This is a genomic window from Pseudomonas sp. lyk4-R2A-8 (genome assembly GCF_030209095.1).
GTDB classification, from domain to species: Bacteria; Pseudomonadota; Gammaproteobacteria; order Pseudomonadales; family Pseudomonadaceae; genus Aquipseudomonas; species Aquipseudomonas quebecensis.
This window is the reverse complement of the sequence record NZ_JARVSS010000008.1, coordinates 79,994-95,427: the sequence shown is the minus strand read 5'-3', so window position 1 is coordinate 95,427 and position 15,434 is coordinate 79,994. Positions and strand designations below refer to the sequence as shown.

Genomic DNA, 15,434 nt, shown 5'->3' with positions numbered 1-15,434 from the left:
GACCATAGGGTCACGCAGAAGGTTGCGTCGAGGTGACGATTGATTTCACGCCGTGGGTTCAAGGGGCAGGCACACCCGAAACAGGGCGCCCTCGCCTATCCGGCTCTCGACTTCGATGGTGCCGCCATGGGCCGCGACGATCTGCTCTGAGATGAACAATCCAAGGCCCAGCCCCGCCGCTACCTGGCTGGCGGAGACGCGCTCGAATTGCTGGAAGATGCGCTTCTGGTTTTCCTCGCTGATGCCGATCCCTCGGTCGCGCACTTCGACCCGCGCTTCGCCGTGTTCGCGATACACCCGCACATCCACCGGGCTCTTGGCCCCGTAGCGCAGCGCATTGGTGAGCAGATTAGTGATCACCTGCTCGATACGGAACTCATCCCAGTTGCCCACCACCGGCCCTTCGGCCGACAGCTGCATGGACGATTCGGCGGCGGCCACTTGCGGCGCGAAGTTTTCCACCAGGTTGCTGACCAGTTGCGCCAGGTCGAAACGCGCCGGACGGATCGACAACTTGCCGGTGCGAATGCGCGATACATCGAGCATGTCTTCGATCAAACGGATCAGGCTGCGGATCTGACGCTCATCGCGGTCGACCATGGCGTGCATCTTGTCCAGGGTGAATGCGGCAGCGTTGTCCCGCGCCAGGTGCATCTTGCGCAGCTGGGTCTCCAGGATCAGCCCGTTGAGCGGGGTGCGTACCTCATGGGCGACGATCGACATAAAGTCATCGCGCATGCGCACCGCCTGCTCCAGCTCGGCCTGGGTGGCCTGCAGGCGGTTGAGCAACAGCTCCTGCTCGCGGCGGCTGCGCTCCAGCTCTTCAACCTGCAGTTTCATCGCCTTGCTCTGGCGATACAGGTCGACAAACACGTTGACCTTGCTCTTGACCGCATGGATATCCAGCGGCTTGTGCAAAAAGTCCACGGCGCCGCTTTCATAGCCCTTGAACGCGTAGTTCAGTTCGCGCCCGGCGGCACTCACAAACACGATGGGAATGTTCTTGGTCTTCTCGGTGCCGCGCATCAGCTCGGCCAATTCAAAACCATTCATGCCGGGCATCTGTACATCGAGAATCGCCATGGCGAACTCATGCTCGAGCAACAGGGACAACGCTTCGTCGGCGCTCAATGCCTTGAAGACCTGGCGATCCTCGCGTTTGATCAACGCTTCGAGGGCGAGCAGGTTTTCCGGCAGATCGTCGACGATCAGCAGCTTGGCCTGGACGGTACTTAACATGGGGTAGATTCCAGCAAAACCAGCAATGAGCCAATCCGGCCCAGAGTCAGAATATGGTCAGGTGTCTGCAACGCCAGGGCTGCACGGGGCATGACGTCCACGCGTGCTTCCGCAGGGTCCTGTACAACGGTGATGCCGTGCTGCTGTTTAACGTAGGCCAGGCCGCGTGCGCCGTCCTGGTTGGCGCCGGTGAGCAGGATCGCCAGCAGGCCGGAGCCATACGCGTCCGCCGCCGAGGTGAACAGAAAATCGATGGACGGGCGCGAGTGATGCACGCGTTCTTCCTGGCTCAGGGACAGGCTGCGGTCCTGCTCCACCGACAGGTGGTAGCCGGGACCGGCGAAGTACAACGTGCCGGGCTCGATGGCTTCTTTGTCGCGGGCCTCGCGCACTGGGATACGCAGCCGCCGCGCGAACACTTCCGCCAGTTGACTGCGGCGCTCATCCGGCAAGTGCAGCACCGCAATGATGGGCAGCGCGAAGCCTTGGGGCAGCTCGCCGAAAATACTCAGCAACGCCTCCACGCCACCGGCAGACGCGCCGACGACAATGGCTTCAATCCCGCGAATCGGGCTGGCTGCGGCGTCGTTCATGATTTGCGGTAGATCCGTTCCTGCTTGACCAAGGGTTCGAAGTGCTTGCTGTAGCCAGAAAAATCCAGGGTTTCCTTGCTGCCAAGCACCAGGAAGCCGCGATGGCACAGCGACTCATGAAACAACCCAAACGCCCGGTCCTGCAACTTTTTATTGAAATAAATCAGTACGTTGCGACAAGAAATTAATTGAGTTTCTGAAAATACGCTGTCGGTGGCCAGGCTGTGGTCGGCGAACGTCACGTTCTCCCGCAGCGTTTTATCGAAGATCGCGTAATCGTAAGCCGCAGTGTAGTAGTCGGCAAACGAACGCTGCCCTCCGGCCTGTTGATAATTGCTGGTGTACGCCCGCACGTTCTCCAGCGAGAAAATGCCCTGTTTGGCTTTATCCAGGGACGCCGGGTTGATGTCGGTGGCGTAAATAATCGTACGCTCAAGCAGGCCCTCTTCACGCAACAGGATAGCCATGGAGTACACCTCCTCCCCCGTGCTGCAACCGGCGATCCAGATCTTGATCGACGGGTAGGTCTTGAGCAGGGGCACCACTTCCTGACGGATCGCCAGGAAGTGCGACGGGTCGCGAAACATCTCGCTCACCGGGATCGTCAGGAACTGCAATAACTGCATGAACGCCGCCGGGTCATGCAGCACCCGCTCCTGCAGCGCGGAAATGGTGGCGCAGTCGAACTGGCGCATGGCATGGGCCACGCGTCGTTTGACCGACGCCCCGGAGTAGTCGCGAAAGTCATAGCTGTACTTGAGGTAAATCGCCTCGATCAGCAGGCGCAGCTCAATATCGCTGCTTTTTTCCAAAAAACTTCGCTCCACTTAAATGCGTTCCATCTTCGGTAGCCATACGCGAATCAACGAGAACAGACGATCCAGGTCGATCGGTTTGGCCAGGTAATCATTGGAGCCTGCCGCGAGGCAGCGCTCCTGGTCATCTTTCATGGCCTTGGCGGTCACGGCGATGATCGGCAGCTTTTTCCAGCGTGGGTCCTGGCGAATCAACGCCGTGGCCTCGTAACCGTCCATCTCCGGCATCATGACGTCCATCAGCACCAGATCGATGTCCTCGACTTCATTGAGACGGTCGATGGCTTCACGGCCGTTACGCCCGATCACCACCACCGCGCCTTTGTGCTCCAGGGCGCTGGTCAGGGCGAAGATGTTACGTACATCGTCGTCCACCAACAGAATCTTGCGCCCCTCGAACACCTTGTCGCGGCTGCGGGCGGTCTTGAGCATCTTCTGGCGCTCATGGGACAGCTGGGATTCGACTTTGTGCAGAAAGAGTGTGACTTCGTCCAACAGACGCTCCGGCGAGCGCGCGCCCTTGATGATGATCGAGCGCGAATATTTACGCAGCTCGGCTTCTTCATCGCGAGTCAGGTTGCGCCCGGTGTAGACGATTACCGGCGGGAACGAACAAATGTCCTCGGTGGCCATGCGCTTGAGCAGCTCGTTGCCCAGCATGTCCGGCAGCTTGAGATCGATGATCATGCAGTCGTAGACGTTGTTGCGCAGCAGTTCCAGGGCTTCCTGGGCGAAGCCGACGGCGGTGATTTCGATGTCATCGTCGCCGATCAGGCGGGCGATGCTGTCGCGCTGCAGGTCGTCGTCCTCCACCAGCAGCACACGCTTGACCTTTTGCGTCAGTTTGGCTTCCAGGCGCGCAAACACGTCCTTGAGCTCTTCACGGGTGGTGGGCTTGACGGCATAACCGATGGCGCCCATGTGCATGGCGGCTTCGACACGGTCTTCCACGGAAATGACGTGCACCGGGATATGGCGGGTATTGGCGTGTTCCTTCAGACGCTGCAGCACGGTCAAGCCGGAATGGTCCGGCAGGCGCATGTCGAGCAGGATCGCATCGGGAATGTACTGCTCGGCCAGGTTGTAGCCTTCGTCGGCCCCGTGGGCGACCAGGCACTGATAGCCCAGCTCGTGGGCCAGGTCGAACAGAATCCGCGCGAAGTTCGGCTCGTCTTCTACGACCAGGATGCAGCGCGTGGTGAACGGGGCCTTGTCGCGGTCGTCGGCAAAGCGTGGGATCTGCTCCGCATCGGCCACCGGCAACGGCGAGACCTTGACGGGGGCCGGTGCGGGCGCTGCAACCACTGGGCGCGGCGCCTCCTCGGTGGCGGCGTCCCGCGGGCGCTCTTCATACTGCTCCGGCAGTACCAGGGTAAACACGCTGCCCTTGCCAGGCTCACTGGTCACCTGGATCGAGCCGCCGAGTAGGGTCGCCAGGTCGCGGGAGATCGACAGCCCCAGGCCGGTACCGCCGTAACGTCGATTGGTGGTGCCGTCGGCCTGGCGGAAGGCTTCAAAGATGCTTTCCTGCTGGTCCAGGGCAATGCCGATGCCGGAATCGCGCACGCTGAACACAATGCCGCCTTCGGCGGCGCCGGACACCGACAGGCTTACCTGGCCCTGCTCGGTAAACTTGATTGCGTTGGACAGCAGGTTCTTGAGGATCTGCTCCAGGCGCTGGCGGTCGGTGAACAGCATGGCGGGAGCGCCCTCCTGCACCTCCACCTGGAAGCCCAGCTTGCGATCGGCCGCCAGCGGTTCGAACATCCCCCGCAGACCGTCCACCAGGCGCGCCACGCTGGAGGTTTCCGGGCGCACTTCCAGTTTGCCGGCTTCAACCTTGGAAATATCGAGGATGTCATTGATCAGATTGAGCAGGTCGTTGCCCGCCGAATAGATCGACTCGGCAAACTTGACCTGCTCGGCGCTCAGGTTGTCCTGGGGGTTTTCCGCCAGCAGTTTGGCCAGGATCAGCGAGCTGTTGAGCGGCGTGCGCAGCTCATGGGACATGTTGGCGAGGAACTCGGATTTGTACTTGCTTGAACGCTGCAGTTCTTCGGCGCGGTCTTCCAGTTCCAGTTGGGCCTGGTTGAGCTCGATGTTCTTGCGGTCCATGGCGTCGCGCTGCTCGGCCAGGGTCTGGGTCTGTTCGGCCAGTTGCTCGTTGGTCTGCTCCAGTTCGGCCTGCTGGGTTTCCAGATGGGCCTGGGACTCCTTAAGGATGCGCGACTGTTCTTCGAGCTCTTCGTTGGCGGTCTTGAGTTCTTCCTGCTGCACTTGCAGCTCTTCGTTGAGCTGCTGCGTCTCGGCCAGCACTTCCTGCAGGCGCTGGCGATAACGCGCGGCCTCGATGGAGGTGCCGATGTTGCCGGCGATCAGTTCCACCAGTTCCACGTCGCGCTCCTGCAGCGGACGCAGGAAGCCCAGCTCGACGACGCCGTTGACGCGATCATCGTCGCTGGTGGGCATCACCAGCACACTGCGGGTGGTGCCTTCACCCAGGCCCGAGCTGACCTTGAAGTAGTCCACCGGCACATCGTCCAGACGGATCAAGCGATCGAGCTGCGCGGCCTGGCCGACGATGCCCTCGTCGCTGTAGATCGCCTGCTCCTGCTGCTCCTGCTCGCGGGAAAAGCCGTAGGTTGCAATACGCTTCAGGCCGCCGTGCTCTTCGCGCACATAGAGTGCCCCGACCGCCGAGCCCATGTATTGGGCGAAAAACTGCAGGATATTGCGACCCAGCATGTTCAAGGTCAGTTGGCCCAACACCTGCTCGGCCAGTTCGGTCTGGCCATTACGCAGCCATGCTTGCTGTTCCAGACGCCGTGCAATCTTCTGTTGTGACGCGAGGTTTGCGCTGTAACTTACTGAAAGTGAGACTAAATTTTTTCTGCCGATATACGCGAGAAAGGCGCTCAGGCCCAGCACGAATACCAGGTAAAGGCCTACGCTTGCCACCGTGGTGCGGGTGACGTCGGCGTTACGGGCGATGCGGAACTGTTGCTCCATGGCCACCGCATCGTCGTATTCCTTGCGAATCTCGTCGGTCAAGCGCTTGCCCCGCCCGGCCTTTACCGCGCTGCGGTAGTCGCCGCTCTGGCGCTGCATATCAATCATCGACTGGGCGTACTTGTTCCACTCCAGCTGCAACGCTTCCAGGCGCTTGAGGCGGTCGACCTGCTGCGGGTTGTCGGCCACCAGCTCCTGCAGGTTATGCAGGTCCGCAATGATGCGCGGCTTGGCCACTTCGTACGGGTCGAGGAAATGCTCGTCCCCGGTGATCAGGAAGCCGCGCATGCCGGTTTCCAGATCGACCGTCAGTTTTGACGTCTCATTGAGGTTGTTGATGACCCGGTCGGTGTGCTCCACCCACTGGATCACCGAGAGCAAATAGGTGATCAGGCACACGAAAAACACCGCGCTGAGCACGCCCACACCCAGGGGCAATGCCACGTTTCTGCTCAGCAGGGTACGGAAGCTCTTTTCATCGACGGACGAAGCGGGAGTCATGGGCATGCCTTGGCCAAATACGGAAAAACCGGGAGTTTGCCCCAAAGTTGCGCCTGAACGCCATTTTTCTGATGGCAATGGCCCATCAAGGCGCGGCCAGTGCCGTAAAAACGCCTGCCGGAACCCATGATTATCGGGGCAGCGACTTGATTTCTTACATAGCCGGAGGAAGTCGGAGAGGAACCTGTGCCGTGTGGCTTTCCACCCATAAAGTGTCCGGAAACAGGGAGGTTTTGCAGTGAGGACGCCTATTCCTATCCGCAAAGGTGCTCGTCCCATGTTCACTCTCACGCCACACAGTTTTTCTCGGGAATCGACCGTAGTTCCCTTCCAGCCAGCGCCTGTTCGGGTCAAAAAGGCGGTCCCGGCGCAACCCGACTTCCCGTCTGTGCAAACCCCGCCGCCCAGCCACAACACGAAAGCCGTGCTGGCTGACAGAAACAATCTGATGCTGCTGGGGCAACGGCTCAGGCAACTTGCAGCAGCACTGGGCCAACACGCCTCGCCGCACACCGTGCTGGAGTCGCTACGCACCACCGTGATAGATATCCATGATCCAACCCAAGCCACTCGCGCTGTCACCTTGGCAACCTTCATCGATAGCCAGGGCTTGTTCATGCCCACCAGCCACTTTCATCTCCTGGCATTGGCCGACGCGGTCACTGACAGAGCCACGCAGTACCCATCGGACGAGCTGGTGGGCAACCTGGGCGGGGCGCTGGCGTGGCCCGTTGCCTTGGACGCCGACGCACAAAGGCGTTTGCGGCAGATCACCCTGGAGCACCCGCACGCGCTGGGCGATAAGCCTCAGGTGTCGCAGATCGAGGGCGGGGTTCTGGAGTTTCTGCGCTATCAGGAGCCTCTCCTGGCGCACCCGCATCAAGATCCCGTCCAGATGCTGGCCGCCCTGCTCAGTACGCCGCAAGCCAAACGGCTGGGCGCCGACCTGCGGCAGCGCATGCAGGGTATCGGCGGTAGTGACGGGGATAAGGACTATCTGTTGGCGGGGATCATCTTGCAGTTGGACCCCGAATCGGTCGCTGCCCCACGTCGCAACGTTATAGCCGGCTTCGACCTGGCGGGCGACCAGCATTGGGGCAAGACCGCCTCCAGGGTGGTGGCGGGTCTGGCCGAGCATCTGAGCGCAACGGGCAAAACCAGCACGGCACTGGCACCGGTCGCGGCCTACCTGCTGCTGGCGAGCCGCGCCCCGGTGTTTCTGATCAAGGATATTCCCGACAGCGTGACCTTTGGCAGCCACGCATGGCTCAATCTCGCGGTCGCCGCTGCGGCCATTGAAGCGCAGGCACCGGGTAAGGTCCGCAGCATGACGTTCGCCCAGGTGATGCGCGAGGCCGATAAAGCCAGTGAGGCTGACCCTGCGCTGACCCACTATGCCCAGGCCACCGCCCTGCTGGATTGGGGCGTGGTCAATGGGATGATTGAGCGCAGGGACGACAGCGCCTACACCCTCGATGAATTGACCGCGCTGGCAAACCGCTTCACCACACGCCAGCGCCAGATGCTCACCGCTTCGCTGGCGTTGAACACAGACCTGCCCAGTCGAAAGGAGCTGGCGCTTATCGCGCTCAAAGAACGATTTGGCGACCTGGGTGAGGTATTTGAGGCGAAACTGATTTCCACCAGCAGCCAGGCGCGTTATCCGGGCAACACGCCTGGAACCCGCCTGACCGGCCTGCATTCGTTGCTGGATATCGCCATGATGGATCTGCCTCGGCCGGGCATGTTCTATGCGTCGGACCAGCGTATTAACCTGCAATCGCTGAATGCCAACCCCCATTTCGGGGTTACCGAGGCCTTTGATCGGCACTTCGGCGAAGCCATCGAGCAGAAAAAGGCCGCCATCGGCACGACGCTCAAGCATCTGATCGCCCAGCTTCCCCTGGAGGACCGCAAGAACTTCGAATACGGCCAGATCGATTTTTTTCAGACCTCCTCGTATAGCCTCGGCCTTGGCTTCTTCGATAAGACCGACCACCCCAAGGGTGAGACGCTGTTGATCAGTACCCAGCGCGACGGGGTAACGAGCGCGTACGAAGTGAGTTTCGCCAAGGGCGTTATCCAGCCGGTGCCGAGTCGGGAAGCGCAAACCCATCGCTCACGTAGCGCCAATCGGGTCAGCGAGACCAAAGTCTTCACGCCCAAGAGCAGCCAGGCGGACGCCAGAAAGGCGCGCCAGCCCTCGAGCCAGCAACCGCCGGACAGCTTTTCCTCGGCACGCAGCCAGCTGATTGCCGACGCCTGCCTTGAACACCTTGATCTTGACAACCCCGCGATCAAGCGCCAGGCCATGGGCCTGACGACTTCCGATATACACAGTAACCAGGCGGCGGTGGTCGAGGACTTTCTGCTCAACCTCGTCCCCTTTCGCTCGGCGATTGTGCATTTCGGCAAAGGCAAGATTGGCGAAGGGCTCTTCGACCTTTCATTGGATGTGCTGGGTTTTGTCACCGCCGGGATTGGCGCTGCGGGTAAAGTCGCGAAAATCGGTGCCGCGGCATTGTCGACCGCGTCCAGGGCGCTCAAAACCGTGAAGGTCATTGGCGCAGCGACCCTCGGCGCGCTCAACCCCCTGGGAGGCCTGGGCGACCTGGCGGTGGGCGGCGCAAGGCTGGTGGGCGGTGGCGTCGCCAGGACCACGCAATGGATCAATACCCTCCGGGGCGCCAGCGGCAACTACGATCTGCTCAATGCGGTCGGCAACGCGCACGGTCCCGCGTTGATAGGCTCTTATTCGGCGGCTGGGCGTAGCGTGGACACCGTCGCGGTGCTCAAGAACCACCAGTGGTACCACTACGATCCCGCCAAAAATCAGGTGTATGGCTTGCCGATCGCGGATTTCCGGCCCGTCGGTGGCAGCGCACAGCGCACACTGGGCGGGGTCGAACGCTATTTTGTGGATCTTAGAAACAACATCGACAACGCACGAACGCCCAGGCAGCTACCGTACTTCAACCACGGCTATAGAAACGGTGACTTGCAGGGCATCACCGGTTATCGCGCGGGTATGGACTCGCGAGAGCTGCGGCGGCTGGCATCTGAACCAGGGCGATCCCCTGAAGACCTAGGCGTCTTGGCCAGAGAGATCAAAAACAGCGACCTCAAAGAGGCTCATTACGTTTCCAGGCTGTTAGTCAATGATGTCCATGCGTCCGGCGTTCAGGTCACCCCCGTTTCTCAACTTCATTACCTGGCCCATGTTGACCTGACATCCAAGGGCGAGTGCGCAGGCTTGTCGAACGTCATGGCCTGGGCCATCGATCAAGGCAAAGAAGACCTGCTGATGCAGAACCTATACCGGGCGGCCGCCAACCCGACTGACCCCAAATCCGCCAGGTTCATCCAGGAGCTGAGAGATTTTCAGGATACGGTGGGTGAGAAATATACGTTTCACCTGGGCAAGCCGCAGGCGAAGACCGGGTATCAGGACATCATCAATGACCTGACCAATTCCCCGACGTCAAAGACCCTCAGAATCGGTACCAAGGACCACGGAATGATCGCCGGCATCAAGGTCGAAGGCGGCCGGACGTCCTGGTTCTTTTACGAGCCCAACTCCGGAATGGCCAAATTCACCACCTTGCAGTCAATGCAGGAGGGGATGGAAAAGGTCCTTAACAGCGGAGGCATTGCCGCTACGCTATCGCCTTACGGCAGCAAGCGCGGGGCGCGGGAGTTTTACGTCAGTACGTTTGATGTGGCCGACTTGAGCGCAGCCAACGTCAAGAAACCCGCGTTACAAGCGATCCTGGACGAGGCTTTGTAAAACCTGCGTACCTGAGCAGGAGACATTACTGGCCGGTATCGTCACAATGCGCCGGCCAGGGGAACTTGCCTGGATCAAAAAGACTCACTAGTGACGCGTCTTGTTGAATTCTATGACCTGCTTTCTTTCTTCTCAGGAACTCCCACTATGCCCCTACCCCCGTCCACCATCCTGGTTGTCGAAGACGACAACATCGTGCGCATGCTGATTGTCGATGTGCTCGAAGAACTGGAGTACGTGGTGATCGAGGCGGCGGATGCGGCGGCAGCACTCAAGGTGGTCAGCGACAAGGGCCAGGTCATCGACCTGATGATGAGCGATGTGGGCCTGCCGGACATGGACGGCAAGGAGTTGGCCAAAGAGGTCCGCGCACTGCGCCCTGGTCTGCCGATCCTGTTTGCCAGCGGCTATGCCGAACATATCGGCGCCCCCGCCGATATGCACGTGATTGGCAAACCGTTTTCCATCGATCAATTGCGTGACAAGGTCAAATCAATCCTTTCTTCTGTTTGAGCTGGCTTCTCCATTGAATGCCGCCCTTTCGGGCGGCATTTTTGTATCGGGCAACGAGAGATTTACGTGACCTTGGACAAATAAAATCGGAAACTCTGCGCGTTCCCATATCCTTTGAAAAAATCGTCAAGAGCCTCAAAAGGACGCGACAACATGATCAGAAAACCGACGCGCCTGCTGTTGGCGAGCCTCTCGATACTCCTGAGCAGCGGCGCCTGGGCCGATTTCACCGCCACCCCGAGCGAAGCGCGGGCCATCGCCAAGGAAGCCTACCTGTACGGGTTCCCGGTGGTGGAAATGTACAAGACGCTCTACACCCAGGCCGTTGACAAAGGCGGCGCCAACTTCAAGGCGCCGTTCAACCACATCGGCAATACCGCCCAGGTGTTCACGCCCAAGGACACCGCATTCGTCACCCCGAACTCCGACACGCCCTACTCGTTCGTGTGGATGGACCTGCGCCGCGAACCGTTGGTGCTGACCCTGCCCAAGATCGACGACAACCGTTACTACTCGGTGCAGTTGATCGACCTCTATACGCAGAACTTCGCGTACCTGGGCACGCGCAGCACCGGCAACAACGGTGGCCACTACATGATCGCCGGGCCGGATTGGAAAGGTCAGCAACCGGTGGACATCGACCGTGTGGTCTACAGCGAGAGCAACATCGCTTATGCGCTGTACCGCACGCAGTTGTTCGACGAAAAAGACCTGGGCAAGGTCAAGCAGATTCAGAGCGGCTATAAAGTCCAGCCGCTGAGCAGCTACGTCAAGCAACCTGCACCGGCCAGCGCGCCGAAGGTCGAGTGGCCCAAACCCACCGCCACCATGAGCGACAGCCCGCAACTGTTCCGCTACCTGAATTTCATGCTGGCGTTCGCCGCGCCCCAGGACAGCGAGAAAGACCTGCTGGCGCGCTTCGCCAAAATCGGCATCGCCCCCGGCGCGCCGTTCAAGCTCAACCAGCTCAGCGCCGAACAGCGCAAGGCCCTGGAAGACGGGATTGCCGACGGCAAGGCTGAGTTTGCCGCGTTCAAGAAAGACAAAATAGACACCCGCCAAGTGCCAAGCGGCGACCTGTTCGGTAGTCGTGATCGCTTGCAGAACAACTACCTGTACCGCTACGCCGGTGCGAATCTGAGCATTTTTGGCAATTCAACCGATGAAGCCGCGTACCTGGAGTATCTGGTCGACAGCGAAGGCAAGCCCGCCAATGGCGCCCGCCATAGCTATACCGTGCACTTCAACAAGGATCAACTGCCGCCGGCGGATGCGTTCTGGTCGCTGACCATGTACGACGCCAGGACAAAGCTACTGGTACCCAACCACAAGAAGCGCTACCTGATCAACTCGCGCATGTTGCCTGGTCTCAAGCTCGACGCTGATGGAGGTCTGACCCTGGCCCTGCAGCATCACGAACCGCCCAAAGCCGAACAGAGCAATTGGTTGCCGGCTCCCCCCGGTCCTTTTTATGCCGTACTGCGAATCTACCTGCCCAAGCCTGAGGTGGGTAGCGGTCAGTGGAAATTGCCGCCGTTGACACCGCTCAAGTGATACCGCGCGCGGTCCAGCCAGGGGCGGGCCGCGCGCGCCGATTTGCAGCGATCCGGCACACTACAAAGCGTTAAGCAGTGTCCTTACTACTGCTGGCTTACTGGCCAATGAAACAGGTAAGGTGCGCGCGATTCTTCACGGAGCTGCACCGCACATGACTTGCTGGGAAGTTCTTGATCTGCCCCCGGATGCCGATAGCCGCACCATCAAGCGCACCTACGCGGCGCTGCTGAAGAAAACCCGGCCGGATGCTGATCCCGAGGGTTTCCAGCGCCTGCGTGAAGCGTATGAAGCGGCCATGAGTGGGCAAGAATCGGCGCTGGATGACGCGTTTGCCGCCACGGCGGTCGAGATGGCCGCGCCAGAACCGGTGGACGCCACCCTACCCCAGCGCTATCAGCAAGCCTTGGCCCAAGGCAACGGCCCGGCATTCGAGGTGGCGCTGCTCGAACGCTGTATCAGCGACGACACCGTGAGCGATGAGGAGCGTCGCTGGGCGTTTGATACCTTCCACTGGCTCAGCGCCTGGCAGCGCCTGGAGCTGCCTGCGCAATGGCTGGATGCCCTGACCTCTCAATGCAGGCAGGCGTTGCACAGCCGATTGGCGCTGGCCCTTGCACAACGTAACGAAGCAGATTTCCTTGATGCGTACGCTCGGCGTGACGATCACGCCTGGTTGCGCCAGCCGGCGCACGCTCAATGGCTCAACCAGACACTTGCCACGCTGCTATGCGACAGCCACTTCTGGTTTCCTGCTTTGTTCGAGGCCGTCCGCGCCGGGCAGAGCTGGCCTCTCGGTGGCGAAAACCCCTGCCCCAAAAATAAATGGCAGCATCTGTTGCGGCGTGAGCAAGGGCCGGCGTTCATTGCCCACCAGCGTGTGCTGGCTGTTGTGCCGCCGCACACTGCGCAGCAGCGCGCCGCTCGTTTGTTGTTGGCACCGATGACACTGGGGCAGCGACGTGCATTCGCCCAGCGCTTGAGCGAGGCCGACTGGGATGCGTGCCGAACGCTGGCCGCGCGTATTAAAACCGATCATCCCGACGTTGCGCTGTCCCTGCCGGGCGGTACGGTTTATTTCTGGCAGGAGTGGGAAACTGCTGTCGACACTTGGCCGCTGGCGCTGGCAACAGTGCTGGGCTGTGTGACTGGTGCGCTGTTCCAGGCACCATGGTTTTCAGGGGGCCTGGTCAGCACACTGGGCCACGCGTTGGCATGGTCGGTGGCCTATGTCGTGGTCGGCGCCCTGGCCTGGCAACTGTGGCGCCCGCTGGTACATCGGGTTCGCGTCCTGGATGAACGCCTCGCCGTCCGCCTACCGACGCGACTCTGCCCTACCCGCCTGCCGTTATTGCCGCTGCGCGATCTGCTGCCGGGGGCGATCATGAGTGTTGCCATCAGTGTTCAATTCGGCCCGGTTGCGGGCCTGATGATGGTGGCGACCCTGGCCGTGATCGGAGCGGGTAAACGTCAAGCACGCACGGGTTACAAAGAATGGTCCAGCCTCCATCCGCGCAAGACCATCGGCGCATTTGGCCTTATCACGTTGCTCATGGCAGTGATGTTCGCAGCGCTCAAAAGCATTGACAGTCATTATCAGGTAGATCGCAATCAAGGCCTGCAACAGTGGACAGAGCGCGTGTGCAGCCGCATGCCGAGAACCGCACAGCCCTGCCAGGCACCCGCGACCCAGGCACAGTGGTACGGCCAGGAGGCTGAGTGATGAAGCCAATCATGTTGTACCCCGTTGGGGTGGTGTTGATCCTGTGCCTATTCAGCCTGGCCGGCGCCAGCAAACAACTGCAGATTGTCGAGTGGTGGCTCAACCAACTGGACAGCCCCCAGACCGCAACGGCCGGCGCGCTTGCGCCGATCATCGATTGCGTTAACCGCGTTGACCGCGATACTCGGCTGGCCTACTACTTGCTGACTCAGGGCGACGCCTCAGTCCGGACGTCTGAGCGCTCCGGCGCCGCGAACGTGCCTCGGGAAGAATTTGGCGACAACGCAGAGCCCCAAGCCCGCCTGATCCAAAAGCAACTATGCACTCCTGCAATCACCCTCCAGCTGGAACGCCAAGCCCCCGGCAGTCCATTGATTGCGACTACGCAACAGTACGTGCAGGCCCTTCGCAGAATCAGCGATGTCGGTACGCTGCTCAGCCCCAGTCAAACTCCCGGCACGAAAACGCCGCAGCAGCAATTATTTGGCAACGTCATGCTTGACCAATTGAAAGCAGAACTAAGCCGTAACGGTGGCGACTACCTGTCGGCATCCGCGGCTCTGCGTGACGATCTGACGCGTGAGGAGCAGCGTTTGCGCCCCGTACAGCTGGATTTGCTGGAAGCACGTCTGGGCCGAGATCTGCATTGGCAGCTGCTCAACTACATGATCGTGGCGCGCCAGGCGGTCGAACGGATCGACCAAGGGGTACGCGCTGCCGACCTGACACCCCAAGCCCTGGCGGCGTTGACCGCTTCGGTTCAGCGTGCGCAGCAAAGTGCCGCAGCCTTTGTCGATCGGATGCCGGATAAAGAACTCAGCGAAGAAACGCTGCACCTTTGGTACACCCTGAGAAGCCCCGCCGATGCGTACCTTGCTGCCCTGCAAGGCCTGCTTCAAGACTGGCTCAACCACGCCAACCCGCATCAGCTGAGTGACGACTATGACCTCGTCACCCGCCGTTACGACGCCCTGCTCAGCTATCACAACCGACCGGCCCGCAATGCGTTTTAGTGTTGCTTGAATTTCAGATAGGAGTGATGCAGGTCCGACGCCCAGCCGTCGATCACGCTTTTCACGTCGTCGGCCTTCATCACCTGGGCGTCGTTCTCCAAAGGCTTGCCGGTGCCTTTGCGCACCACCTGGGCGAGCACCTTGCCGTTGGCGCCGTCGAGGAACTGTGCCTCGGTGGCCAGGGTGGTTTCCTGATCGCGGATGCCGGTGCCGGTGCTGACCGCCGCCGCCACCAATGCCACCGGGATGAACTCATAGGGCTTGAGCCCTTCGGTCTTGCTGCTGACGGCGGTGATGGCCGCGCGCACCACGATCACGCCCGGGCCGGGGGCGTTGGCCAATGGCAAGGATTTGCCCAGCTCACGCTTGAGCGCCTGGTTGTAGTAGGTGTTGATGCCGTTGAGGGTGCTGTCCGGGATTTTCGCGGTGGCCTGGGGCTTGGGATAGAACTGGGTCGGCTCGATGTACACCGCGTTGTAGCGGCTCAGGTCCAGCTGGGGATCGACCCAGCGCATCACCTCGGCGCCTGACGGTGACTTGGCTTGCTTGAGTTGGCTGTAGTTGGAGAGGAAGCCTGAATATTCATCCGGTTGCGTGACCTTGCTGGCACAGCCCGCCAACCCGAGCGAAGCCACGCACAACGTACTGATCATTAGCCTTAGTTTCATCATTGAACTCCCTGGCGGT

10 protein-coding genes are annotated in these 15,434 nt (G+C 60.6%); 5 read left to right on the top strand and 5 right to left on the bottom strand.

Annotated elements, in window-relative coordinates; all coding sequences use genetic code 11:
• Positions 1-45: 45 nt before the first annotated feature.
• Genes QRN10_RS08790 through QRN10_RS08775 form a run of 4 tightly spaced genes read right to left on the bottom strand, consistent with a single transcriptional unit; the run spans position 46 to position 6,157 of the window.
• Positions 46-1,239 (bottom strand): hybrid sensor histidine kinase/response regulator, encoded by a 1,194-nt coding sequence (locus tag QRN10_RS08790; RefSeq protein ID WP_181077665.1) that lies wholly within the window; start codon positions 1,237-1,239, stop codon positions 46-48.
• A complete protein-coding gene (locus tag QRN10_RS08785) occupies positions 1,233-1,832 on the bottom strand; it encodes a chemotaxis protein CheB (RefSeq protein ID WP_253507734.1) in 600 nt (199 codons plus the stop codon). Before QRN10_RS08785 ends, QRN10_RS08790 begins: the two co-directional genes overlap by 7 nt.
• A complete protein-coding gene (locus tag QRN10_RS08780; protein WP_370694730.1) occupies positions 1,829-2,659 on the bottom strand; it encodes a CheR family methyltransferase in 831 nt (276 codons plus the stop codon). The genes QRN10_RS08785 and QRN10_RS08780 overlap by 4 nt, the downstream gene beginning before the upstream one ends.
• A complete protein-coding gene (locus tag QRN10_RS08775; RefSeq protein WP_266249409.1) occupies positions 2,660-6,157 on the bottom strand; it encodes a response regulator in 3,498 nt (1,165 codons plus the stop codon). It abuts the gene before it with no gap.
• A 424-nt stretch (positions 6,158-6,581) separates the two neighbouring features.
• Between QRN10_RS08775 and QRN10_RS08770 the strand changes: the two genes are divergently transcribed.
• The 5 genes from QRN10_RS08770 to QRN10_RS08750 all read left to right on the top strand — a co-directional run bounded on the left by QRN10_RS08770 (position 6,582) and on the right by QRN10_RS08750 (position 14,747).
• Positions 6,582-9,944, top strand: a complete 3,363-nt coding sequence (locus QRN10_RS08770) for an Mcf1 protease effector domain-containing protein (RefSeq protein WP_285428210.1) — start codon at positions 6,582-6,584, stop codon at positions 9,942-9,944.
• A 147-nt stretch (positions 9,945-10,091) separates the two neighbouring features.
• Complete coding sequence (locus QRN10_RS08765) at positions 10,092-10,457, top strand: response regulator (protein ID WP_181077675.1); 366 nt, start codon at positions 10,092-10,094, stop codon at positions 10,455-10,457.
• Between the two features lie 153 nt (positions 10,458-10,610).
• Positions 10,611-12,011 carry a DUF1254 domain-containing protein gene (locus tag QRN10_RS08760; RefSeq protein WP_253507742.1) on the top strand — a complete coding sequence of 467 codons (1,401 nt, stop codon included), beginning with the start codon at positions 10,611-10,613 and terminating at the stop codon, positions 12,009-12,011.
• A gap of 154 nt (positions 12,012-12,165) precedes the next feature.
• Complete coding sequence (locus QRN10_RS08755) at positions 12,166-13,734, top strand: J domain-containing protein (protein ID WP_285428209.1); 1,569 nt, start codon at positions 12,166-12,168, stop codon at positions 13,732-13,734.
• Positions 13,734-14,747 carry a DUF3829 domain-containing protein gene (locus tag QRN10_RS08750; protein WP_285428208.1) on the top strand — a complete coding sequence of 338 codons (1,014 nt, stop codon included), beginning with the start codon at positions 13,734-13,736 and terminating at the stop codon, positions 14,745-14,747. Before QRN10_RS08755 ends, QRN10_RS08750 begins: the two co-directional genes overlap by 1 nt.
• Here QRN10_RS08750 and QRN10_RS08745 read toward each other — a convergent pair.
• The gene (locus QRN10_RS08745) at positions 14,744-15,415 is read right to left on the bottom strand and encodes a DUF3313 domain-containing protein (RefSeq protein ID WP_253507752.1); all 672 of its coding nucleotides are present in this window, start codon (positions 15,413-15,415) and stop codon (positions 14,744-14,746) included. The two genes, QRN10_RS08750 and QRN10_RS08745, sit on opposite strands and share 4 nt — an antisense overlap.
• Positions 15,416-15,434: the final 19 nt, after the last annotated feature.